This is a genomic window from Pseudomonas sp. NFXW11, from assembly GCF_049887815.1.
In the GTDB taxonomy this organism is placed as follows: domain Bacteria; phylum Pseudomonadota; class Gammaproteobacteria; order Pseudomonadales; family Pseudomonadaceae; genus Aquipseudomonas.
In genome coordinates, this window is sequence record NZ_JAGEKI010000003.1 from 166,060 (window position 1) to 188,940 (window position 22,881).

At 61.8% G+C, this 22,881-nt stretch carries 18 protein-coding genes and 2 tRNA genes; 4 read left to right on the forward strand and 16 right to left on the reverse strand.

Annotation, left to right across the window (positions count from 1 at the left end):
- From J4P02_RS06530 to rnr, 9 genes are all read right to left on the reverse strand, one after another.
- Positions 1–942: an NAD synthetase gene (locus J4P02_RS06530; RefSeq protein ID WP_426188767.1), complete on the reverse strand. Its 942-nt coding sequence runs from the start codon at positions 940–942 to the stop codon at positions 1–3.
- A gap of 174 nt (positions 943–1,116) precedes the next feature.
- Positions 1,117–3,414 (reverse strand): YgiQ family radical SAM protein, encoded by a 2,298-nt coding sequence (locus tag J4P02_RS06535; protein ID WP_426188768.1) that lies wholly within the window; start codon positions 3,412–3,414, stop codon positions 1,117–1,119.
- Positions 3,415–3,671: 257 nt separating this feature from the next.
- Entirely contained in the window at positions 3,672–5,069 is a 1,398-nt protein-coding gene (gene dnaB, locus J4P02_RS06540; RefSeq protein ID WP_426188769.1) for a replicative DNA helicase, read from the reverse strand.
- Positions 5,070–5,192: 123 nt separating this feature from the next.
- Positions 5,193–5,639 carry a 50S ribosomal protein L9 gene (rplI, locus tag J4P02_RS06545; RefSeq protein ID WP_020299422.1) on the reverse strand — a complete coding sequence of 149 codons (447 nt, stop codon included), beginning with the start codon at positions 5,637–5,639 and terminating at the stop codon, positions 5,193–5,195.
- Between the two features lie 19 nt (positions 5,640–5,658).
- Positions 5,659–6,552, reverse strand: a complete 894-nt coding sequence (locus tag J4P02_RS06550; protein WP_426188770.1) for a hypothetical protein — start codon at positions 6,550–6,552, stop codon at positions 5,659–5,661.
- A gap of 36 nt (positions 6,553–6,588) precedes the next feature.
- Positions 6,589–6,819: a 30S ribosomal protein S18 gene (gene rpsR, locus J4P02_RS06555; RefSeq protein ID WP_002551829.1), complete on the reverse strand. Its 231-nt coding sequence runs from the start codon at positions 6,817–6,819 to the stop codon at positions 6,589–6,591.
- A 28-nt stretch (positions 6,820–6,847) separates the two neighbouring features.
- Positions 6,848–7,273, reverse strand: coding sequence for a 30S ribosomal protein S6 (gene rpsF / locus J4P02_RS06560; protein ID WP_022641809.1), 426 nt, complete (start codon positions 7,271–7,273; stop codon positions 6,848–6,850).
- A gap of 249 nt (positions 7,274–7,522) precedes the next feature.
- On the reverse strand, positions 7,523–8,275 hold the full coding sequence (gene rlmB / locus J4P02_RS06565; protein WP_426188771.1) for a 23S rRNA (guanosine(2251)-2'-O)-methyltransferase RlmB: 753 nt from the start codon (positions 8,273–8,275) through the stop codon (positions 7,523–7,525).
- Positions 8,272–10,851, reverse strand: a complete 2,580-nt coding sequence (gene rnr / locus J4P02_RS06570; protein WP_426188772.1) for a ribonuclease R — start codon at positions 10,849–10,851, stop codon at positions 8,272–8,274. The genes rlmB and rnr overlap by 4 nt, the downstream gene beginning before the upstream one ends.
- Before the next feature lie 225 nt (positions 10,852–11,076).
- Here rnr and J4P02_RS06575 point away from each other — a divergent pair.
- The 4 genes from J4P02_RS06575 (at position 11,077) to J4P02_RS06590 (ending at position 14,179) form a co-directional block, all read left to right on the forward strand.
- Positions 11,077–11,163: transfer RNA gene (locus J4P02_RS06575), tRNA-Leu, on the forward strand.
- A 165-nt stretch (positions 11,164–11,328) separates the two neighbouring features.
- Positions 11,329–11,415 (forward strand) — tRNA-Leu (locus J4P02_RS06580).
- 185 nt (positions 11,416–11,600) lie between these two features.
- Entirely contained in the window at positions 11,601–12,626 is a 1,026-nt protein-coding gene (locus J4P02_RS06585; protein WP_426188773.1) for an extracellular solute-binding protein, read from the forward strand.
- On the forward strand, positions 12,626–14,179 hold the full coding sequence (locus J4P02_RS06590) for an ABC transporter permease (RefSeq protein ID WP_426188774.1): 1,554 nt from the start codon (positions 12,626–12,628) through the stop codon (positions 14,177–14,179). Before J4P02_RS06585 ends, J4P02_RS06590 begins: the two co-directional genes overlap by 1 nt.
- A gap of 62 nt (positions 14,180–14,241) precedes the next feature.
- On the opposite strand, the gene J4P02_RS06595 is transcribed toward J4P02_RS06590, so the two are convergent.
- The 7 genes from J4P02_RS06595 to hfq form a co-directional block, all read right to left on the reverse strand.
- The gene (locus J4P02_RS06595) at positions 14,242–16,176 is read right to left on the reverse strand and encodes a methyl-accepting chemotaxis protein (protein WP_426188775.1); all 1,935 of its coding nucleotides are present in this window, start codon (positions 16,174–16,176) and stop codon (positions 14,242–14,244) included.
- A gap of 139 nt (positions 16,177–16,315) precedes the next feature.
- Entirely contained in the window at positions 16,316–17,608 is a 1,293-nt protein-coding gene (locus tag J4P02_RS06600) for an adenylosuccinate synthase (protein ID WP_426188776.1), read from the reverse strand.
- Between the two features lie 54 nt (positions 17,609–17,662).
- Entirely contained in the window at positions 17,663–18,850 is a 1,188-nt protein-coding gene (locus J4P02_RS06605; RefSeq protein ID WP_426188777.1) for an ATP phosphoribosyltransferase regulatory subunit, read from the reverse strand.
- A gap of 292 nt (positions 18,851–19,142) precedes the next feature.
- Positions 19,143–20,012, reverse strand: a complete 870-nt coding sequence (gene hflC, locus J4P02_RS06610; RefSeq protein WP_426188778.1) for a protease modulator HflC — start codon at positions 20,010–20,012, stop codon at positions 19,143–19,145.
- Positions 20,012–21,190, reverse strand: a complete 1,179-nt coding sequence (gene hflK / locus J4P02_RS06615; RefSeq protein ID WP_426188779.1) for an FtsH protease activity modulator HflK — start codon at positions 21,188–21,190, stop codon at positions 20,012–20,014. Before hflK ends, hflC begins: the two co-directional genes overlap by 1 nt.
- A 96-nt stretch (positions 21,191–21,286) precedes the next feature.
- Positions 21,287–22,588: a ribosome rescue GTPase HflX gene (hflX, locus tag J4P02_RS06620; RefSeq protein WP_426188780.1), complete on the reverse strand. Its 1,302-nt coding sequence runs from the start codon at positions 22,586–22,588 to the stop codon at positions 21,287–21,289.
- A gap of 12 nt (positions 22,589–22,600) precedes the next feature.
- Positions 22,601–22,861 (reverse strand): RNA chaperone Hfq, encoded by a 261-nt coding sequence (gene hfq, locus J4P02_RS06625; protein WP_007921378.1) that lies wholly within the window; start codon positions 22,859–22,861, stop codon positions 22,601–22,603.
- Between the last annotated feature and the right edge of the window lie 20 nt (positions 22,862–22,881).

The window sequence follows — 22,881 nt, forward strand, 5'->3', positions numbered from 1 at the left end:
TCATTCGTTGAATTCCTCGTACAGGCCCACGGCGAGGTTCTTCGCCTCCTTCAGGTTGCCCGCGCGGTAGCTGCCCCAGACCGACATGCCGGCGCCCACGGCGTCCTTGATCTGGGTCAGCGTGGCATGGCGGATCTCGGTCGAGGCATAACGCTTGGGCAACCCACCGGCACGCTGCTGGAGCTTGAGCAGTTTTGGGGTCAGGCTCGGGTCGCGCAGGGTCAGCAGTTCACGGGTGAGCTTGGCCCGCTCCTGGCGATTGAGCCCACGCAGCAGCTGATACCAGCTCTTGCCGACGCCAGACGCCTTGTTGGCCTTGAGCAGCTTGACCGTGGTCAGCGCCGAACCGCCCACCCCCACCAGGGAAATGCCGTCGAGAATCGGCGACACCGTGGTGTACCACTCGGCATCGTCCATCTCGTCGTTGGCCTGCGGGTTGTGGATTTCGTTCAGCACCCGCGCGCCGCCAATGCCGCACTGGGCGGTGCCGGCGGTAGCGGCGGCCACGCCCAGGCCCACCATGAACACGCTGGCGCCCCCGGTGAACGGCACGGCGATACTACCGCTGAACACCACCAGCCAGCCCAGTACCGCCGCGCCACAGGACAGCGTGGCGTTCATCGCTTCGCTGGTCAGTCGGGATTCGCGAGGGTTCTTCTTCACTTCCTCGATGTACTGCTGGGGCGTGATGTACTTCTTGGTTTCCCGCAGGATCAGGCGCTTGGGGGTGATGCTGCAGATCGGCTTGAACTCGCGCAGGGTCACCACGTTGAATTCGGCGTCGATGTACACCACCCCGGCACCGACTATCGCCGGATCGGCATCGATGGCGGCGAACAGTCGGGGCAGGTTGAGCTCGCTCTCGATACGTTGACGGGCGAAATACTGCGCACGGGTGGAATCCATGCCGATGCCAGGTAACAGGCTGGTCACGCTATTCATCCTTGAACTGAAGGGGCTATCGACCGCCAACGGCACGCACAAGACGGGTGGCGGCGAGTTGAAAAAACCGCGTCACCTTAGCAAAGCCCGGGGCCTTTGTTGCCCGCCAAGCGGCAAAAAAAACACATTGCCATCAAGGCAAAACGCCAGCTATAGAGCTGGCGTTTTAGGGGTTTAGCGTGGCACCACCGGCTTGCGGGTCGGCTTGTTGCCTTTGCCCTTGGCCGCGTCGGCGCGCTCCTTGGCGGCCTGCTTGTTGCGGGCAAAGGCCGCGGCCTTGGCCTGCTCGCGCTTGTCCCAGGCGTTGCCGCCGTCGCTGGCGCGAGGGGGCAGGCCGGTGTGCTGGGTGAGGATCTTGGTTTCCTTGGCCACCTTGTGGCTGCCGGCCGGGGTCGAGTTCTTGCGCCGGGCACTCTGGTAGCTGTCGGTGCTCGGCTGATGGGTCGGGATCAGTTGGTTCTTGCCCGGACCAATCAGGTCGCCACGGCCCATGCGCAGCAGCGCTTCGCGCAGCATCGGCCAGCCCTTGGGGTCGTGATAGCGCAGGAACGCCTTGTGCAGGCGGCGCTGCTCTTCGCTCTTGACGATGGTCACGCCGTCGCTCTTGTAGGTGACCTTGCGCAGCGGGTTCTTGCCCGAGTGGTACATGGCGGTGGCACTGGCCATCGGCGACGGGTAGAAGGCCTGCACCTGGTCGGCACGGAAGCCGTTGCCCTTGAGCCACAGGGCCAGGTTCATCATGTCTTCGTCGGTGGTGCCCGGGTGCGCGGCGATGAAGTACGGAATCAGGTACTGCTCCTTGCCCGCTTCCTTGGAGTACTTCTCGAACATGCGCTTGAAGCGGTCATAGGTACCGATGCCCGGCTTCATCATCTGATTCAGCGGGCCTTCCTCGGTGTGCTCCGGGGCGATCTTCAGGTAGCCACCCACATGGTGGGTCACCAGTTCCTTGACGTACTCCGGCGATTCCACCGCCAGGTCGTAGCGCAGGCCGGAGGCGATGAGGATCTTCTTCACCCCGGGTAGCGCCCGGGCGCTGCGGTACAGCTGGATCAGGGAGGAGTGGTCGGTGTTCAGGTTGGGGCAGATGCCGGGGAACACGCAGGATGGCTTGCGGCACGCGGATTCGATCTCCGGGCTCTTGCAGGCGATGCGGTACATGTTTGCGGTGGGGCCGCCAAGGTCGGAGATCACCCCGGTAAAACCAGGAACCTTGTCGCGAATTTCCTCGATCTCGCGAATGATCGATTCTTCGGAGCGGTTCTGGATGATCCGCCCTTCGTGCTCGGTGATGGAGCAGAAGGTACAGCCGCCGAAGCAGCCACGCATGATGTTCACCGAGAAGCGGATCATGTCGTAGGCGGGGATCTTTTCCTTGCCATAGACCGGGTGCGGAATGCGCTGATAGGGCATGCCGAACACGTAGTCCATTTCCTCGGTGGTCATGGGAATGGGCGGCGGGTTGAACCACACGTCCACTTCACCGTGCTTCTGCACCAGGGCGCGTGCGTTGCCGGGGTTGGTCTCCAGGTGCAGCACACGGTTGGCGTGGGCGTAGAGCACCGGGTCGTTGCGCACCTTCTCCACGGACGGCAGGCGGATCACGGTCTTGTCCCGGGTCATTTTCGGGCTGGCCAGAATCTGCACCACCTTGGCTTCGCTCGGGTCTTCGACCGGGCCCTTTTCCTGCTCGATAGCGCAGGCCTGGGTGTCCTGGGTATTTACATAGGGGTTGATGATCTTGTCGATCTTGCCCGGGCGGTCGATACGGGTGGAATCCACTTCGTACCAGTCCTTGGGGGTGTCGCGGCGGATGAAGGCGGTGCCGCGCACGTCGGTGATCTCTTCGATCTTCTGGCCCCAGGACAGACGCTGGGCCACTTCGACAATGGCGCGCTCGGCGTTGCCGTAGAGCAGGATGTCGGCGCTGGCGTCGATCAGGATCGAGTTGCGCACCCGGTCCTGCCAGTAGTCGTAGTGGGCGATGCGCCGCAGCGAGGCTTCGATGCCGCCGAGGACGATCGGCACATTCTTGTAGGCTTCCTTGCAGCGCTGGCTGTACACCAGGCTGGCGCGGTCAGGGCGCTTGCCCGCCAGGCCGCCGGGGGTGTAGGCGTCGTCGGAGCGGATTTTCTTGTCGGCGGTGTAGCGGTTGATCATCGAGTCCATGTTGCCGGCGGCGACGCCGAAGAACAGGTTCGGCTCGCCGAGCTTCATGAAGTCGTCTTTGGACTGCCAGTTGGGCTGGGCGATGATGCCGACGCGAAAGCCCTGGGCCTCCAGCAGCCGGCCGATGATCGCCATGCCGAACGACGGGTGATCGACGTAGGCATCACCGGTGACGATGATGATGTCGCAGGAATCCCAGCCGAGCTGATCCATCTCCTCCCTGCTCATGGGCAGGAACGGCGCCGGGCCGAAACATTCGGCCCAGTACTTGGGATAGTCAAATAACGGCTTGGCTGCTTGCATGGCGATGACCGGTGTTGGCTTGAATAGGGACGCGTCGATCCGCATGGAAATTCGCGGTCGCGGAATATAGCACAAAAAATAACCAATTCCGACCGCTATGGTCGGAATTCATTGTCACCTCACGCGACCCGTGGCGAGGGCGCTTGCTTCCGCTCGCCTGCGCAGCAGGCGCAGAGTCGGTGCTGACAATGTATCTGGAGTTTGGGGCCGCTGCGCGACCCAGCGGGAGCAAGCTCCCTCGCCACAGGCTGGCGGGGTTATTCGTCGTCGTCGAAGTTGTAGCTGCCCGGGGCGAGGTTCTCGAAGCGGGTGTACTTGCCGATGAAGGCCAGGCGGATAAAGCCGATGGGGCCGTTCCGCTGCTTGCCGATGATGATTTCGGCAATGCCCTTGTGCTCGGTTTCCGGGTGATACACCTCGTCGCGGTAGACGAACATGATCACGTCGGCGTCCTGCTCGATGGCTCCGGATTCCCGCAAGTCGGAGTTCACCGGGCGCTTGTTGGGGCGCTGTTCCAGGGAGCGGTTGAGCTGGGACAGGGCCACCACCGGGCAGTTGAATTCCTTGGCCAGGGCTTTCAGGGAGCGGGAGATCTCGGAAATCTCGTTGGTCCGGTTGTCACCGCTGGAGCCTGGAATCTGCATCAGTTGCAGGTAGTCGATCATGATCAGGCCGATGTCGCCGTGCTCGCGCACCAGGCGCCGGGTGCGCGCGCGCATTTCCGAGGGGCTGATGCCCGCGGTGTCATCGATGAACAGCTTGCGGTCGTTGAGCAGGTTGACCGCCGAGGTCAGGCGCGGCCAGTCGTCGTCTTCCAGCTGGCCGGAACGGACCTTGGTCTGGTCGATGCGCCCCAGGGAGGAAAGCATACGCATGATCAGCGATTCGCCTGGCATCTCCAGGGAGTACACCAGCACCGCCTTGTCGCTGCGCAGCACCGCGTTCTCCACCAGGTTCATGGCGAAGGTGGTCTTACCCATGGACGGACGGCCGGCGACGATGATCAGGTCGGCCGGTTGCAGGCCGCTGGTCTTCTCGTCGAGGTCGGTGTAGCCAGTGGACAGGCCGGTGATCGCGTCGGCGGTGTTGAACAGGGTATCGATACGGTCGATGGCCTTGGTCAAGAGTTCGTTGACCCCGACCGGGCCGCCGGTCTTGGGCCGCGCTTCGGCGATCTGGAAGATCTGCCGCTCGGCCTCGTCGAGGATCTCCTCGGCGGTACGGCCCTCGGGGTTGAAGGCGCTGTCGGCGATCTCGTTGCTGATGCCGATCAACTGACGCAGGGTGGCGCGCTGGCGCACGATCTGCGCATAGGCCTTGATGTTGGCCACCGACGGGGTGTTCTTCGCCAGCTCGCCGAGGTAGCCCAGGCCGCCAACCTGGGAAGTCTGGCCTTCCTTGTCCAACTGTTCGGACAAGGTGACCACGTCGATCGGCATGTTCTGGTCGGCCAGCTTGGCGATGGCGCGGAAGATCAGGCGGTGGTCATGTCGATAGAAATCGCCGTCGGACACCTGATCCAGCACCCGCTCCCAGGCGTTGTTATCCAGCATCAAGCCACCGAGCACGGCCTGTTCGGCCTCGATGGAGTGCGGAGGCACCTTCAGGGCAGCGGTTTGCAGATCGTATTGCTCGGGTGCTGAGATATCGTTCATGGCCACTTGGAATTCGGGGGTGAAAATCGGGATCGGCAGAAAGACAAAGGGCACGACCTGTAAACAGGATCGTGCCCGATGTTAACCGTCAGCCACACAAGGTGCCAGACGATTTGGTACTGCTTAAGCAGCCACCACGACAACGCGTACGGTTGCTTCAACTTCGGCGTGCAGGTGCACGGCCACGTCGAATTCACCTACGTTGCGGATGGTGCCGTTCGGCAGACGAACTTCGCTTTTCGCAACTTCAACGCCCGAGGCGGTCAGTGCGTCAGCGATGTCGTGGGTGCCGATCGAACCGAACAGCTTGCCTTCGTCACCGGCGGTGGCAGTGATGGTCACTTCCAGCTCGGCCAGTTGGGCAGCGCGGCTTTCAGCCGAAGCTTTACGGTCTGCAGCCAGTTTTTCCAGCTCAGCACGACGCTCTTCGAACGCAGCCAGGTTGGCAGCGGTAGCAGCGGTGGCTTTGCCGTACGGCAGCAGGTAGTTACGACCGTAACCGGCCTTAACGTTCACTTTGTCGCCCAGGTTGCCCAGGTTGGCGACTTTTTCCAGAAGGATCAGTTGCATGTGAAAATCCTCTTAACTTTTAACCTTCACCGTTCGCGTTATCGGCGTCTTTCGGCGCCAAACGACCGCGAAAATCAACCAGACTGTCGACAATGGCCATAACCACGAGCAACGGATAGATCAGCTGCATAAACGGCAACAGCGTGACGTACAACCCCACCAGCCAGAACTTGGCCAGTCGCCCTTGCGCCACCAGCCCGTGAATCAGGGCCAGCCCGGCAAAAGCCAGCGGGACACTGCACATCGGCGTGAGCATGGCCAGTTGAGGTCCGAAGTTCGGCCCCACCAGCATGCACGCCAGCAGTAACATCGCTGGCCCAAGAGGGATTCTGATGGCGCGAAACTCGCGACCAAAACCACCCGGGTTATACAACACAGCCTGCCAGTAACGCCCAAGAATCAGGCTCAGCACGCTGATGGCTTGCAGCAAGGCCGCTATCAGGCCGGTCAGGATCGGTGCGATCAGCGTGGCGAGACGAGCTCGCTCTTCCACCGACAACTGCTGGTAGACCTCACCCAAGGCCATCGGCAGGATCTTGATCAGTTCCTGTGACAGCGCTTCGATCTGGGGACGGAACGCCGCACCCAGGACTCCAGCAAACACCAACCCCATCGCTATGCTGACCAGCAGCACGCGGTTCCAGGATTCGCTTGCGCGCAAAACCAACGCAAGGCTCGAAGACCCCAGCAGCACCAGAAGTGCCCGCGGGTCGTCGAACGTGAGCCACCAGAGCAGAGCCGGCAGCACTCCCAGAGCCAGGACGCCCAGGGCGTCCTGCAATCCGCGCCGCAGAAGCACCAGGCTTCCGGCGGCAGCACCCAACCAATACAACAGCGGCAATGCCGAACAACCAGCCACTACCAGAGTGGCCTGCACACGACCGCGCATGATGAACTCAGCTAAGGCGCGCATGCATTCAATCCCTTACTACTTGTCGACTGCCCGATCTCAGCGGCCGTGGCTGTCGGTGTAGGCCAGCAGGGCCAGGAAGCGGGCGCGCTTGATAGCGGTGGCCAGCTGACGCTGATAACGAGCTTTGGTACCGGTGATGCGGCTTGGAACGATTTTGCCGGTCTCGGATACGTAGGCTTTCAGAGTGTTGAGATCTTTGTAATCGATCTCTTTCACGTCTTCAGCGGTGAAGCGGCAGAATTTACGACGACGGAAGAAACGTGCCATGTAATTGGCTCCTCAAAAGGTCCGTGGATTACTCGTCAGCGTTATCGCTGTTGTCGCTGTCATTGCTGTCGTCGCCATCGGCGCTGTCAGCATGCTCAGGACGGTCGCGACGCTCACGGCGCTCACTGCGGTTTTCTTCAGCCTTGAGCATCTCGGATTGGCCAGTGATGGCTTCTTCGCGACGGATGACCAGGTTACGGATCACTGCATCGTTGTAGCGGAAGTTGTCTTCCAGCTCAGCCAGGGCTTTACCGGTGCACTCAACGTTCAGCATCACGTAGTGAGCCTTGTGAACATTGTTGATTGCATAGGCCAGTTGACGACGGCCCCAGTCTTCCAGACGGTGGATTTTGCCGCCGTCTTCTTCGATCAGCTTGGTGTAACGCTCAACCATGCCGCCGACTTGCTCGCTTTGATCCGGGTGGACCAAAAAGATGATTTCGTAATGACGCATGAATGCTCCTTACGGGTTGTAGCCTGCCGCCTATAAGCGGTCAGACAAGGAGTGAATGACACTGGTGTGTCTTGCCACAGATAGGCACATATGCGCCTGCCGTCACGGCAAGGGGCGCAATTGTAGAGAAGGGGGAACGGCGGCGCAAGGCAATTGGTGAATATTTGAACAGCAGCTGCAAGGGGAAAGCTGCAAGCGACAAGTCAGGTCGAGCCGTGCTTGCCGCTTGTCGCTTGTCGCTGCTGGCGCTTAGGCCTTGGTCTTGGCGTTGCGTTGGCGCATGGCCTCGAACAGGCAGACGCCGGTCGCTACCGAGACATTGAGGCTGCTGACACTGCCGGCCATCGGCAGGCGCACCAGGTAGTCGCAGTGTTCGCGGGTCAGGCGGCGCATGCCCTTGCCTTCGGCACCCATGATGATGATGGTCGGGCCGGTGAGGTCCTGGTCGTACAGTTCCTGCTCGGCCTCGCCGGCAGTGCCGACTATCCACAGGCCACGCTGCTGGAGTTTCTCCAGGGTGCGAGCCAGGTTGGTCACGGCCACCAGCGGAATCACTTCCGCAGCGCCGCAGGCCACTTTACGCACGGTCGGCGTCAGGGTCGCCGACTTGTCCTTGGGCACCAGCACTGCCAGCGCACCGGCCGCATCGGCGGTACGCAGGCAGGCGCCGAGGTTGTGCGGGTCAGTCACGCCGTCCAGCACCAGCAGCAAGGGCGCGCCTTCAGTACGGTCCAGCAGCTCGTCGAGCATGGCCTCGCCCCACACCTGGCTCGGGCTGACTTCAGCCACCACGCCCTGGTGCACGCCTTCGACCCAGGCGTCCATTTCCCGACGCTCGGCCTGCCCTACCGCCACCCGATTCTGCCCGGCCAGGTCGACCAGCACCTGGACCCGCGGGTCGCTGCGGCCTTCAGCCAACCAGATTTGCTTGACCCGCTTGGGGTGATGGCGCAGCAACGCTTCCACAGCATGCACGCCGTAGATTTTTTCCAACTGACTCATGACTTGGCCTTAGGTTTGGACGGCCCTTTGCGATGCTTGCTCGGCTTGGCAGGCTTGTCGCTATTGCGCGCCGGCTTGCCGGACTTGCCCGCAGACGCAGGCTTGCCGCCCGCTTTCGCCTCGGCCAGCAGGGCCTGCTTCATTTCACGGCTCTTACGCACCTCGGCATTTTTCGCCGCAGCATCGCTAGGACGGTAGGCTTCGCTTGCCTTGTCTTTGCTGGAGCTGCGCCGCGGAGCCTTGGCGGCAGCCGGCTGCTCGACGGACTTGCTCGCCGGCGCAGCAGTGGTTTCACGCTTCTTGCGGCCGATCGGCGCACTGATGGTTTTTTCCGCCATCTCGAAGTCGATCTTGCGCTCGTCCAGGTCGACACGCATGACCCGCACTTCCACGGTGTCGCCCAGGCGGAAGCTGCGCCCCGTGCGCTCGCCCGCCAGGCGGTGATGCACAGGATCGAAGTGGTAGTAATCGCCCGGCAAGGCGGTGACATGCACCAGGCCTTCGACGTAGATGTCGGTCAGTTCGACGAACAGGCCGAAACCAGTAACCGCCGTGATCACCCCGGGGAAGGACTCACCCACGCGATCCTTCATGAACTCGCACTTGAGCCAGTTCACCACGTCGCGGGTGGCCTCGTCGGCGCGTCGCTCGCTCATCGAGCACTGCTCGCCGAGCTGCTCCAGGCCTGCTTCGTCGTACGGATAGATGCGCGCCTTGGGAATGCTGGCCGCGCCGGCACGCCGTACATGCGGGGTGTCCTGCTTGGAGTGGATCACACTGCGGATGGCGCGGTGGGTCAGCAGGTCCGGATAGCGACGAATCGGCGAGGTGAAGTGGGTATAGGCTTCGTAGTTCAGGCCGAAGTGGCCCTGGTTATCGGCGCTATACACCGCCTGGCTCAGCGAACGCAGCATCACGGTCTGGATCAGGTGGTAATCCGGACGGTCCTTGATGTGTTCCAGCAGGGCCTGGTAGTCCTTGGGTGTCGGACCATCCTTGCCTTTATGCAGGGACAGCCCCAGCTCGCCAAGGAAGGTGCGGAGTTTTTCCAGGCGCTCCGGCGGCGGACCATCGTGCACCCGGTACAGGGCCGGAATCTCGTGCTTCTTGAGGAACTCGGCGGTGGCCACGTTGGCCGCCAGCATGCATTCCTCGATCAGCTTGTGGGCATCGTTGCGCGTGGTCGGACGAATTTCGGCGATCTTGCGCTCGGAACCGAAGATGATCCGGGTTTCCTGGGTTTCGAAGTCGATGGCGCCACGGGTATGACGCGCGCCCAGCAAGACCTTGTACAGCGCATACAGCTGCTTCAGGTGCGGCAGGACATCACCATACTCACCGCGCAACTGCTTGGCTTCGCTGGTTTTCGGCTGCTCGAGCATGCTGCTGACCTTGTTGTAGGTCAGGCGCGCCTTGGAATGGATTACCGCTTCGTAGAACTGGTAGTCGGTCATTTCGCCGGATTTGGAGATGGTCATCTCGCAAACCATGGCCAGGCGGTCGACTTTCGGGTTCAGCGAGCACAGGCCGTTGGACAGTTCCTCGGGCAGCATCGGAATCACCCGCTCGGGGAAATACACCGAGTTGCCGCGAACCTGGGCTTCGGCGTCCAGGGCCGAGCCGATCTTCACGTAGCTGGAGACGTCGGCAATCGCCACGTACAGTTTCCAGCCACCGCCAAACAGGCGCAGCTTGCCGGGCTTGGCTTCGCAATAGACCGCATCGTCGAAGTCGCGGGCGTCTTCACCGTCGATGGTGACAAAAGGCAAGTCGCGCAGGTCGATGCGCTTTTCCTTGTCCTTCTCTTCCACTTCCGGCTTGAGCTTGCCGGCTTCCTTGAGCACGGCTTCAGGCCAGACGTGGGGAATATCGTAAGTGCGCAGGGCAATGTCGATTTCCATGCCCGGTGCCATGTAGTTGCCCACCACTTCCACCACATCGCCTTGCGGCTGGAAGCGCGGTGTCGGCCAGTGGGTGATCTTCACTTCGACGAACTGACCGATCTTGGCGTTGGCGTTGCGCCCGGGGGTCACCAGCACTTCCTGCTGGATCTTCGGATTGTCCGCCACTACAAAGCCGATGCCGCCTTCTTCGAAGTAACGGCCGACGATGCTTTCATGGGCACGGGACACCACTTCGACAATCACGCCTTCACGACGGCCACGACGGTCCAGACCGGAAACCCGGGCCAGGGCACGATCGCCATCGAACACCAGGCGCATTTGCGCCGGGCTCATGAACAGGTCGTCGCTGCCGTCATCCGGCACCAGGAAGCCAAAGCCGTCGCGGTGACCGCTGATGCGGCCCAGGATCAGGTCGAGCTTGTCCACCGGCGCATAAGTGCCGCGGCGGGTGTAGATCAGTTGAGCATCGCGCTCCATGGCGCGCAGGCGGCGACGCAGGGCCTCGAATTGGTCTTCTGTGGTCAGACCGAACTCTTCTACCAACTGCTCGCGGCTAGCTGGCGAACCCCGGTCAGCAAGGTGCTGCAGGATGAGTTCGCGGCTAGGAATAGGGTTTTCGTATTTTTCCGCTTCACGAGCGGCCTCGGGATCGAGGGACTGCCAATCGGCCATTAGATAGATTTCACCTTGTCAATATGCGGGTTAGTTTGGCATACGCGTATTGAAACGGGAAATTTCAGGCTTATACAGCACAGGAAAAATCCTTAGCGCTGCTTCAGATATATCCTCAGGCAGGCTATTGGCGCTTTTTTTAAACTTTTTTGAAATCGGGGGTTTACAGCTCAAAAGAGCCTCCGTATAGTGCGCGCCATCGACGACGGAGACGTCAGCGATACTGCCCAGATGGTGAAATTGGTAGACACGCCAGCTTCAGGTGCTGGTGACCGCAAGGTCGTGGAAGTTCGAGTCTTCTTCTGGGCACCAATTCAAGAGCTTGAGATTCAATCGATTTCAAGGCTCGAACAAAAACCCGCGAAAGCGGGTTTTTGCGTTCTAAGTGCTTGATTTAATAAATCCAAAACAGGGGTTTACAGATCAAAACACTGTCCGTATAGTGCGCTCCATCGACACGGCGACGATGTCGATACTGCCCAGATGGTGAAATTGGTAGACACGCCAGCTTCAGGTGCTGGTGACCGCAAGGTCGTGGAAGTTCGAGTCTTCTTCTGGGCACCAATTCAAACTTGAGAGCACTGCTTTCAAGTCTCACAAAAACCCGCGAAAGCGGGTTTTTGCGTTTCTGGCCCCAGGTAATTCCTCCGTCCCAGAGCCTGCCGCTGTACCCGCAAAGCGCACATGAGAAACGATATCGTTTATGATTGTTACAAGTTTTTGCGGCACAACAGTGAGGAAACCTGCGAATGATGTTCAGAAACACCCTCCTTCCAACATCCCTTCTACGCGGCTTGACCATCACTTTGCTGGGACTGACCCTGGCATCTCCACTCACCCAGGCCGCCGACCCCGTTTCGTTGACCCTGTACAACGGCCAGCACAAGGAAGTCGGTGACGCGATCGCCAAGGCCTTCGAGGCCAAGACCGGCATTCACGTCAATGTACGCAAGGGCAGCAGCAATCAACTGGCCAGCCAGGTCGTTGAAGAAGGCGACCGCTCCCCCGCCGATGTGATCTACACCGAAGAATCCCCGCCCCTGAACAAGCTGGGCGAACAAGGCCTGCTGGCCCAGACCGACGCCCGCACCCTCGCTGTCCTGCCCAAGGAATATGTGGCCGGCAACGGCACCTGGATCGGCGTCACTGCACGAGTGCGAGTGGTGGCCTTCAACCCGAAACTGATCGACGAGAAAGACCTGCCCAAGTCGGTGCTGGAATTCTCCCAGCCACAATGGCAAGGCAAGGTCGGGTTCGTGCCCACCAGCGGCGCCTTCCAGGAACAGGCCGTGGCTATCATCAAACTGCACGGCATGGACGCCGCCGAAGAATGGCTGACTGGCCTGCGGGCATTCGGCAAGGTCTACAGCAACAACATGGTCGCTCTCAAGGCCGTGGAAAGCGGCGAAGTTGCCACCGTCCTGGTGAACAACTACTACTGGTTCGCCCTGCAACGGGAAAAAGGCCAGTTGGATTCCAAGCTGCACTATTTCACCGGCGGCGACGTCGGCGGCTTGATCACCGTATCCAGCGCCGCGGTGCTCAAGGCCAGCAAGCACCCAGAGGAAGCCCAGCAATTTCTCGCCTACATGGCCAGCGAAGAAGGCCAACGGGTAATCACCCAGACCACCGCCGAGTATCCGCTGCATAAAGGCATGCAATCGGACCGCGGCCTCAAGCCCTTCAGCGAGCTGGAAGCGCCGAAAGTGTCTCCGGCTGATCTGGGCAATGCCGAGCAGGCCCTGGACCTGGAACGCGATGTCGGCCTGAACTGATGAACCCATCACCCTCCGCCCCTGCCTACATGCCGAGGCGCAAGCGCCCCTCGATCTGGCTGCTGCTGCCGGTGTTGCTGCTGGTCTGCCTGAGCCTGTTGCCGCTGCTGTATGTCGGCCTCAAGGCCTGGCAGGCGGGCTGGGCCGAAGCCTTGCACCTGCTCTGGCGCCCCTATGTATTGCGCCTGCTGAGCAATACCCTGCTGCTGATGCTCGGGGTGACAACCGCTTGCGCCTTGATCGGCCTGTCCCTGGCCTGGCTGCTGGAGCGCAGTGATCTGCCGGGCAGGCGCATCTGGGGCGTGGTGCTGTGCCTGCCGTTTGCCGTACCGGCTTTTGTCAGCAGCTTCACCTGGGTCTCTCTGAGTGCCGGCTTCGAAGGCTTGGGCGGCGCCATTCTGGTAATGACCCTGTCCAAGTACCCACTGGTGTTCTTGCCGGTGGCCGCCACGCTGCGCAATCTCGACCCCTCCCTGGAGGAGTCGGCACGCACCCTCGGGCAGAATCGCTGGGGAGTGTTCTTCAAGATCACCCTGCCGCTGCTCTGGCCCTCACTGCTGGCAGGCTCCCTGCTGATTGCCCTGCATATGCTGGTGGAGTTTGGCGCCCTGTCGATCATTGGCCTGCAGACCTTCACCACCGCGATCTATCAGCAATTCGAGCTGGAATTCAGCAATGCCAACGCCGCCATGCTCTCGGCCGTGCTGCTGATGCTCTGCCTGATGCTGCTGGGCCTGGAATTGCGGGTGCGCGGCAAGGGTCGACACGTGCGCACCGGCCAGGGTGCAGCGCGGCATGCCGAACAGGTTCGCCTGGGCCGCTGGACCATGGGCGGGCAGCTGTATTGCCTGGTGCTGACCCTGATCGGCAGTGGCGTGCCCCTGGGCATGCTCGCCTATTGGCTGGCAGTGGGCTCATCGGCCGCCTTCCCGGTCGCCGCCATCGGCGAGGCCTTGTTCTCATCCCTGGCGCTGTCCCTGGGCGGTGGCGCCCTGTGCCTGGTACTGGCAGTGCCGGTAGGATTGCTGGTAGTGCGTTACAAAGGTCGACTGGCGATCTGGGCCGAGCGCCTGCCCTATCTGCTGCACGCCTTGCCGGGGCTGGTGATCGCCCTGACCCTGGTGTACTTCGCCCTGCACTATGTGCCAGCGTTGTACCAGAGCTCGGCACTGCTGTTGATTGCCTACGCCCTGCTGTTCCTGCCCCTGGCCCAGGCGCCGATCCGTACCGCGCTGAACAAGGCCGCGCCGCAGCTCGAGGAAGCCGCGAGAACCTTGGGCGCGTCCTCGTTCAGTGCCTTTTGCCGGGTGACTCTGCCCATCATCTTTCCAGCACTGGGCGCGGCATTCGCCCTGGTGTTTCTGGATGCGATGAAGGAGTTGACCGCGACCCTGCTGCTCAGCCCGACCGGGCTGGACACCCTGGCCACCGAAGTCTGGGCGCATACCGCGAATGTGGAGTTCGCGGCTGCGGCGCCTTATGCGGCGCTGTTGATTCTGGTGTCGGGGCTGCCGGTGTATCTGCTGACCACGCGGATGTATTTGAGTCGCTGAGAAGGGCTTCGCCGGCAAGCCGGCTCCTACAGAGCGATGCAGGAGCCAGTACCGGCGACGTGTCAGGCGCGGAATTGCCCCAGACTGGCCTTGAGCTGGGCCGCCAGATTATCCAGCACCTTGCCGCTGGCAGTGGTTTCCACCACTGCCTGCGCGGCGCGCTCAGCCTGGGCATGGATGGTTTCCACCCGCCCCCGCACCGCCTGCGCACCCTGGGCCTGATGCGCCGCTGCCTGGGTAGCCAGGCCGATGGCCGCATGCACCTGCTCCACCGAAGACTGCACCGACTGCTGCAACCGCGCGCTGTCGCGCAGCACCAGCAAGCCCTCGCTGGCCTGGCGCCCAGCCTGGCCGATAGCCGCCACCGCTTCCCGTGCGCCCTGCTGCAGGGCGCCGATATGCGCCTGGATATCCCCGGTGGAGCTCTGGGTCTTGCTGGCCAGGGCCCGCACTTCATCCGCCACCACCGCAAAGCCGCGCCCGGTTTCGCCAGCCCGCGCAGCCTCGATTGCAGCGTTCAGCGCCAGCAGGTTGGTCTGTTCGGCGATACCATGGATCACCGTCAGCACCACCTCGATCTGCTCGCTCTGCTGCGCCAGCCGCTCGATCACCTTGGCCCCGGTATCCACCTGCCCGGCCAACGCCTCGATCAGGCTGCCCACCTGCTCGGAGGTACGGGTGGTTTCGTCGGTGGCCTGGCGAATCTCCACCACTTGCTGCAGCGCAGCCTGCATCGCCTGGCTTTCCGCCTGGGCTTCGTCGGCCATTTGCGACAAGGCCCGCAGGCTCTCTGCCACTTCATCACGCTGCGCTTCGGCGGCGGCATCGGCCCCGGCATTGCGCTGGCTCATGGCGCCAATCTCGACCCCGGTACGCTGCGCCACATCCCCTGCTTCACGCACGATGGGCTGCAGCTTATCCACAAAGCGATTCACCGCCGCAGCCATGTCGCCGATCTCGTCATTGCTGTTGAGCGGCACCCGCTTGGTCAGGTCGCCCTCGCCCGCCGCCAGGTCCTTGAGCGCGGCGATCAGCAGGTGCAGCTTGTTCACCACTCGCCGCCCCAGCACCACCGCCAGCAACAGCAGCAAGGCCAGCCCCACCAGCGCCAGACCGGCACCAATCTGCCAGCGCAGGGTGGCCGCAGCTTCCTGTACGGTGCTTGCGGTATTGGCCTGCATCTGCGCGGCGGTGGCCTGGGCCGACTGCAGGCGCGAGCGCATGGCGGCCGAGCTGTCGGCCGAAGCGCCTTTGAGGCTGTCGCCCACCAACTGGTCGCTGCTGGCGATCAGTGCTCCGAAACGCTGGTCGAGGGCCGCGATATCTGCTTCCACCGAAGCCGTGGACACCCCCATCAGCACCTTGCCGATCTCCACCCCATTGGGGTTGATCGAGGCTTCGAGGTAATACACCGAAGGGTCACTCTTCGCCGCATCCAGCACCTTGTCCAACGCCCGATCGCCCTTGCCCTTCTCCAGCAGGGCCTTGTTGATGGGGTTCTCACGATTCAGATAGCGGGTCAGATGCTCGCCCGCCGCATCGTCATAAACCACGAACAACACATTGGGATTGCGCTGCGCACGCCGTGCGAATTCGGACAAGGTCGGCACATCGCTGTCCCACATGGCGCGAGGCGCCACCGAGGCCAGCAACTGGGCCATGTCATTAGCGGAATCCTTCAGGTCTTTTTCCAGGGCAGCGCGCAGTTGCACCTGCTCTTCCTTGAGACGGGAAGACAGGCCCGCGGTCAGACGCTGGCGGGTGCTGCTGGACAGGCTATCCAGGCTGGAAGTGACCTCCTTGCCTGCCTGCTCGAGCTCGCCAGACAACTTCTGGCTATCGACACCCAGGCGCGAAGCCAGATCGGCCTCCAGGGCCGTCACCGTGCTCCGAGTCAGTGCAACGGCGAGCAGCACCTGCACCAAAAGGGCGATACCGAGGGTAACGAACACAGGCCGTAGTAAACGGCTTTGTAACAGTGAGAGAACGGCCGACACAGGAAATCCCTCTACTTTTGACGCCATTATTCTGATGGCACTCTAGAAGTGAATTTCACAGCAAGGGTCGTGCCGCGCGGCAGACAGAAACGACAAAGGGCCCGATCAAGGGCCCTTTGGTTTTTACATCAACGACTTATCAAGCGAACGGATGACGCAGAACGATGGTTTCGTTGCGGTCCGGGCCCGTCGAAATAATGTCGATCGGCGCGCCGACCAGCTCTTCGATGCGCTTGATGTAGGCCTGGGCAGCTGCCGGCAGCTCGGCCAGGGTCTTGGCGCCCAGGGTCGATTCGCTCCAGCCCGGCATCTGCTCGTACACCGGCTCCAGGCCAATGTAGCTGTCGGCGTCGGTTGGCGCGTCGATGACTGCACCATCCTGGTTCTTGTAGCCAACGCAGATGTTGATGGTTTCCAGGCCATCCAGCACGTCCAGCTTGGTCAGGCACAGGCCCGAGATGCTGTTGACGTCGATGGCGCGACGCAGGATCACGGCGTCGAACCAGCCACAGCGACGGGCACGACCGGTGGTAGCACCGAACTCGTGGCCACGCTTGGCCAGGAAGGCACCGACGTCGTCGAACAACTCAGTCGGGAACGGACCCGAACCCACGCGAGTGGTGTAGGCCTTGGTGATGCCCAGGATGTAGTCCAGGTACATCGGACCCACGCCCGAACCGGTGGCGATGCCGCCAGCAGTGGTGTTGGAGCTGGTGACGTACGGGTAGGTACCGTGGTCGATGTCCAGCAGAGAACCCTGGGCACCTTCGAACATGATGTCCTTGCCGGCGCGGCGCAGCTGGTGCAGCTCGGCGGTGACGTCGAGCATCATCGGCTTGAGCAGCTCGGCGTATTCCATGCACTCGTCCAGGGTCTTCTGGAAGTCGATGGCCGGCTCTTTGTAGTAATTCACCAGGACGAAGTTGTGGTAGTCCAGCAACTCGCCCAGCTTGGCGGCGAAACGCTCGCGGTGGAACAGATCACCGATGCGCAGGCCACGACGGGCAACCTTGTCTTCGTAAGCCGGGCCGATGCCGCGACCGGTGGTGCCGATCTTCTGCTCGCCACGGGCCTTCTCGCGGGCCTGGTCCAGGGCCACGTGATAGGACAGGATCAGCGGGCAGGACGGGCTGATACGCAGGCGCTCACGCACCGGTACGCCTTTCTCTTCCAGCTTGACGATTTCACGCATCAAGGCATCCGGTGCTACCACCACACCGTTGCCGATCAGGCACTGCACGCCTTCGCGCAGCACGCCGGACGGAATCAGGTGCAGGACGGTCTTCTCACCGTCGATCACCAGGGTGTGGCCAGCGTTGTGGCCACCCTGGTAGCGCACTACGGCGGCGGCATGTTCGGTCAGCAGATCGACGATCTTGCCTTTGCCCTCATCACCCCACTGGGTGCCCAGGACTACGACATTCTTACCCATAACATTTGTCCTCATTCGCGCAAACTTGGTGCCGGCAGCCGCCGGCAGGAAAACTCAAGAAACCAGCGGCAATACTTGCCAAAGCCCATTGTGCTGAATCAATTGCCGGTCGCAGTCCGCTTCAGCGGCAGCCGCCAATGGCTGGCCGGGCAACGCCTGGACTACACGCTGACCCTCACTGCGCAACTGGCAGACGGCCCGCCAGAGTGTTGCGTCAGTGCTGTCAGGCATCCAGATCCCGCCACTGGGCAACGGGATTTCGGCACGCCCCAGGGTCACCAGGGTTTTCAGATCGGTAGAGAAACCCGTGGCCGGACGGGCACGCCCGAAGTCCGCGCCGATGTCATCGTAACGACCGCCCTGGGCGATGGATTGACCCACGCCAGGCACGAACACCGCGAACACCACGCCGGTGTGATAGTGGTAGCCACGCAGCTCGCCCAGGTCGAAATACAGCGGCAAACCCGGGAAACGCACCGACAAGCGCTCGGCGATGGTCAGCAATTCATCCAGCGCCAGCAGCACCGACGTCGGTGCGCCTGCCAGGCGTCGACGGGCCTCGCTCAACACTTCACGACTGCCGCACAGGTCCACCAGGGAGCGCAGCATTTGTGCCAGGTCGGCGGGCAGGCCCTGGGTCAGGCTGATGACCTCATCGATGGCCTTGCGCTGCAGGGCGTCGAACAGTTGCTGCTCCACCGCGCCGGACAGGCCGGCGGCCTGGGCCAGACCGCGGTAGATGCCCACGTGCCCAAGGTCCATGTGCACATCCGGTACGTCGGCCAGTTGCAGCATGGCCAGCATCAGGCTGATAACCTCGACGTCGCTGCTCGGGCTGGCATCGCCGTACAACTCGGCACCCAACTGGATAGGGCTGCGCGAGGACGACAAGGCCCGCGGCTGGGCATGCAGCACGCTGCCGGCGTAGCACAGGCGGCTTGGCCCTTCGCGGCGCAAGGTGTGGGCGTCGATGCGCGCCACCTGCGGCGTGATATCGGCACGGAAACCCATCTGCCGCCCCGATTGCGGGTCGATGACCTTGAAGGTACGCAGATCCAGATCCTGGCCGGCGCCCGTCAGCAGGGACTCCAGGTATTCGATATGGGGAGTGACGACGAACTCGTAACCCCAGCTCTGGAACAGATCCAACACCTGACGACGCGCCACTTCGATGCGCGCCGCTTCCGGCGGCAATACTTCTTCGATGCCATCTGGCAGCAGCCAGCGGTCTACCGTTGCCATTACGCCATTCCCCTATGGTCCGGGCGGCAAGCCTGGGGCCAGCCTTAGAGTGAAGCAGAAAAGGGTCGCATCCGACACGAGCTCAGCCGGACAGGCAGCCAGGAATCAGCTGTACAGACCATTTTCCTCGAAAAATCTCGCCGGACTCTTGAACGAGCCACGGCCAATCAAAGATGCAGACGCAAAAAAGCCGGGAATTTCCCGGCTGCCGCATCATACACCCGTTTTCCCAAAGGATCACCCCGCGAGGCGTTTTAGCCGCCCGGCGGGGTGCCCAGGGATCAGGGTCGGATCAAGGCTTGGACTTTTCCAGGTAGTGGAAGAAGTCACTGCTTGGGTCCAGAACCATGACATCGGATTTGTTCGCGAAGCTTTCACGGTAGGCACGCAGGCTACGGTAGAACGCGTAGAACTCCTGGTCCTGGCCGTAGGCCTTGGCGTAGATCGCCGCTGCCTGGGCGTCACCATCACCGCGCGCCTCTTCAGACTCGCGATAGGCTTCCGCCAGCAACACGCGACGCTGACGATCGGCGTCGGCACGGATGCCTTCGGCCAGCTCGTTACCCTTGGCGCGGTGCTCGCGAGCTTCACGCTCACGCTCGGTGCTCATGCGCTCGAACACGCTGCGGTTGACTTCCTTCGGCAGGTCGATGGCCTTGACCCGGACATCGACCACTTCGATGCCCAGCTCCTTTTCCGCCATCTTGTTCAGCGAACCCGTGATGTCCGCCATCAGCGCGTCACGCTCACCGGAAACCACTTCATGCAGGGTGCGCTTACCGAACTGGTCACGCAGGCCCGATTCCAGACGACGGGAAAGACGCTCGTCAGCGATCTGCTTGAGGCCGGAAGTCGCGGTGTAGAAGCGCTCGGCATCCTTCACCCGCCACTTGGCGTAGGCATCCACCATCACCGCTTTCTTTTCCAGGGTCAGGAAGCGCTGGGTCGGTGCATCCAGGGTCATCAGGCGCGCGTCGAACTTACGCACCTGGTTGATGTAGGGCACTTTCCAGTGGGGGCCAGGCTGGACATCGGCCTGAACCACACGACCGAACTGCAGCAACACCGCGCGCTCGGTTTGAGCGACGATGTAGAAGCTGTTCCAGGCAACCACCGCCACGACTACGCCCACGATCAGGGCGATCAGCGATTTATTGCTCATCAGCGACTCTCCCTAGAACGCGTTTGCTGCTGTTGCTGCATATGCTCAACCGCGGCGCGCGCATTCGCTTCATTGCTGGCTGCAGAAGCCGAGCCGGTTACCGGAGCACCGCCGCTACGACCACTGTCGATCATCTTGTCCAGCGGCAGGTAAAGCAGGTTGTTCTGCCCGCCCTTGCTGCCGGTTACCAGCACCTTGCTGGTATTGCTGAAGACTTCCTGCATGGTGTCCAGGTACAGGCGCTGACGAGTGACCTCGGGAGCCTTGCGGTACTCGGCGACCAGCTTGGTGAAGCGATCCGCCTCACCCTTGGCGCGGGAAACCACTTCATCGCGGTAACCATTGGCATCCTCGAGGATGCGCTGGGCCTGGCCACGGGCTTCCGGCACCACGCCGTTGGCGTAGGTTTCAGCCTGGTTGCGCGAACGCTGTTCATCTTCACGGGCACGGATCACGTCATCGAAGGCTTCCTGCACTTCACGCGGTGCCGCTGCGCTCTGTACGTTCACCTGGGTAACGGTGATACCGGTGCGATAGTTGTCGAGGAACCGCTGCAGGCGCTCCTTGATCTCGCTCGCCATCAATTCACGACCTTCGGTCAGCACCTGGTCCATGGCGGTGGAACCCACCACGTGGCGCAGGGCGCTGTCGGTCGCATGCTGCAGGCTGATTTCCGGCTGATCGACGTTCAGCACGAAGTCCTGCAGGTTGCTGATCTTGTACTGCACGGTCAGCGGCACTTCGACGATGTTCTCGTCCTCGGTGAGCATCTGCCCCTGCTTGGTGTAGGCACGCTCACGCGTGACGTTCTCCATGTACTTCTTGTCCATCGGCGGGAAGTAGATATTCAGGCCCGGCCCAACGGTTTCGTAGTACTTGCCCAGGCGCAGCACCACGGCCTGCTCCTGCTCGTCTACGACATAGACCGCGCTGTACAGCCAGGCAGCCGCCAATACGGCCAGACCGACGCCCAGCAAGCCGAAGCCGCCGCCCTTGCCGGAACTGCCGCCGTCATCACCACGTTTCTTACCACCACCGAACAACCCATTCAGGCTTTCCTGCAGCTTTCGGAAGGCCTCGTCGAGATCTGGTGGCCCCTTGCGATCGCCGTTATTGCGGCGCTTGCCACCCCAAGGGTCCTGATTATTCGAGTTGCCACCCGGCTCATTCCAAGCCATAGCGCTCTCCATCTGATAAAGCAAAGACGCACCCACGGCGCGCCGACCAATGCTACAGAATGCCTGCTACAGCGGCACAACCGCCTGCCCAGGCTTTTATTGCAAAGTGTGTTGCTCGATGAATTCAGAAGGTTGCAGTCCTTCGCGACTGACCAGCCGGTTCAACTCGGCGCGCGGCAGGCGCACGGCCAGCAAACTGACGCCTTCGTCGTCGTGATCTTCTTTCTGCACCGCGTTCAACTGGAAAAACTGTGCTCGCAGTCGAGCAAAACGCTGCGGCAAGCGCAAGGTGCCGACGAACAAATCTTCGCCCAGCAGCTCGGCAATGGCCTGCTTGAGCAAATCCAGCCCACGACCATCGCGGGCCGACAGCCAGACACGCTGCGGCTTGCCATCGGGATCGCGCTGGATCTGCGGCTCCACGCCCTCGAGCAAATCGAGTTTGTTATAGACCTCCAGGATCGGCAAGTCTTGAGCCCCGATCTCCCCGAGCACCACCATGACCTGCTCGATCTGGGCCATACGCTCGGGTTCATGGGAATCGATCACGTGCAGCAGCAGGTCGGAGTTGCTCGACTCCTCGAGGGTAGCCCGAAACGCCTCGACCAACTTGTGCGGCAAGTGCCGAATGAAGCCCACGGTATCGGCCAGCACGATCGGCCCCAAGTCGTCCAGTTCCAGACGGCGCAAGGTGGGATCGAGGGTGGCGAACAATTGGTCGGCAGCAAAGACCTCGGACGCGGTCACGGCATTGAACAAGGTGGACTTGCCGGCGTTGGTGTAACCCACCAACGACACCGAAGGGATATCCGCGCGCTTGCGGCCACGCCGAGCCTGTTCACGCTGGCTACGAACCTTTTCCAGGCGTGCCTTGATCTGCCGCAGGCGTACGCGCAGCAGGCGCCGGTCGGTTTCCAGCTGGGTTTCGCCCGGACCGCGCAGGCCGATACCACCCTTTTGCCGCTCAAGGTGGGTCCAGCCACGCACCAGACGCGTGCTCATATGCTCAAGCTGGGCCAGTTCGACCTGAAGCTTGCCTTCGTGAGTGCGCGCGCGCTGAGCGAAAATATCGAGAATCAGACCCGTGCGGTCGATCACGCGACACTCGAATACACGTTCGAGGTTACGTTCCTGACTGGGCGTGAGGATGTGATTGAAAATCACCAGGTCTACCTGTTCGGCGTTGACCAGGTCGCGTAATTCTTCGACCTTGCCGCTGCCAACCAGGTATTTGGCCGTTGGCCGATGACGCGGCACGCTAACAAACGCGACGGTCTCGGCGCCGGCCGATAGTGCCAGCTCCTGAAACTCCTGCGGATCTTCGCGCGCCTCAGGGTCCTGACCATCCAAGTGAACGAGAATGGCCCGTTCACCACCACCGTGGCGCTCAAAGAACAAAGGAGACTCCTATCAGGCGTTACCTGGCTCAGCGTCACCCTGTTCGGATTCGGATGCGCTAGGCAGACGAATTGGGCGAACCGGAACCACTGTCGAGATAGCGTGCTTGTAAACCATCTGGCTAACGGTGTTTTTCAGCAGGATAACGAACTGGTCGAACGACTCGATCGTGCCTTGCAGTTTGATGCCATTGACCAGATAGATGGAAACCCCAACTTTCTCTTTACGCAATGTATTCAAGTAAGGGTCTTGTAGCGAATGCCCTTTTGACATGTGCCGCACTCCTTTAAGGA

Excerpts from the sequence above, each read along its gene's own strand:
- J4P02_RS06530 (WP_426188767.1), bottom strand. The coding sequence starts at position 942 with ATGAATAGCGTGACCAGCCTGTTACCTGGCATCGGCATGGATTCCACC.
- J4P02_RS06535 (WP_426188768.1), bottom strand. The coding sequence starts at position 3,414 with ATGCAAGCAGCCAAGCCGTTATTTGACTATCCCAAGTACTGGGCCGAA.
- dnaB (WP_426188769.1), bottom strand. The coding sequence starts at position 5,069 with ATGAACGATATCTCAGCACCCGAGCAATACGATCTGCAAACCGCTGCC.
- rplI (WP_020299422.1), bottom strand. The coding sequence starts at position 5,639 with ATGCAACTGATCCTTCTGGAAAAAGTCGCCAACCTGGGCAACCTGGGC.
- J4P02_RS06550 (WP_426188770.1), bottom strand. The coding sequence starts at position 6,552 with ATGCGCGCCTTAGCTGAGTTCATCATGCGCGGTCGTGTGCAGGCCACT.
- rpsR (WP_002551829.1), bottom strand. The coding sequence starts at position 6,819 with ATGGCACGTTTCTTCCGTCGTCGTAAATTCTGCCGCTTCACCGCTGAA.
- rpsF (WP_022641809.1), bottom strand. The coding sequence starts at position 7,273 with ATGCGTCATTACGAAATCATCTTTTTGGTCCACCCGGATCAAAGCGAG.
- rlmB (WP_426188771.1), bottom strand. The coding sequence starts at position 8,275 with ATGAGTCAGTTGGAAAAAATCTACGGCGTGCATGCTGTGGAAGCGTTG.
- rnr (WP_426188772.1), bottom strand. The coding sequence starts at position 10,851 with ATGGCCGATTGGCAGTCCCTCGATCCCGAGGCCGCTCGTGAAGCGGAA.
- J4P02_RS06585 (WP_426188773.1), top strand. The coding sequence starts at position 11,601 with ATGATGTTCAGAAACACCCTCCTTCCAACATCCCTTCTACGCGGCTTG.
- J4P02_RS06590 (WP_426188774.1), top strand. The coding sequence starts at position 12,626 with ATGAACCCATCACCCTCCGCCCCTGCCTACATGCCGAGGCGCAAGCGC.
- J4P02_RS06600 (WP_426188776.1), bottom strand. The coding sequence starts at position 17,608 with ATGGGTAAGAATGTCGTAGTCCTGGGCACCCAGTGGGGTGATGAGGGC.
- J4P02_RS06605 (WP_426188777.1), bottom strand. The coding sequence starts at position 18,850 with ATGGCAACGGTAGACCGCTGGCTGCTGCCAGATGGCATCGAAGAAGTA.
- hflC (WP_426188778.1), bottom strand. The coding sequence starts at position 20,012 with ATGAGCAATAAATCGCTGATCGCCCTGATCGTGGGCGTAGTCGTGGCG.
- hflK (WP_426188779.1), bottom strand. The coding sequence starts at position 21,190 with ATGGCTTGGAATGAGCCGGGTGGCAACTCGAATAATCAGGACCCTTGG.
- hfq (WP_007921378.1), bottom strand. The coding sequence starts at position 22,861 with ATGTCAAAAGGGCATTCGCTACAAGACCCTTACTTGAATACATTGCGT.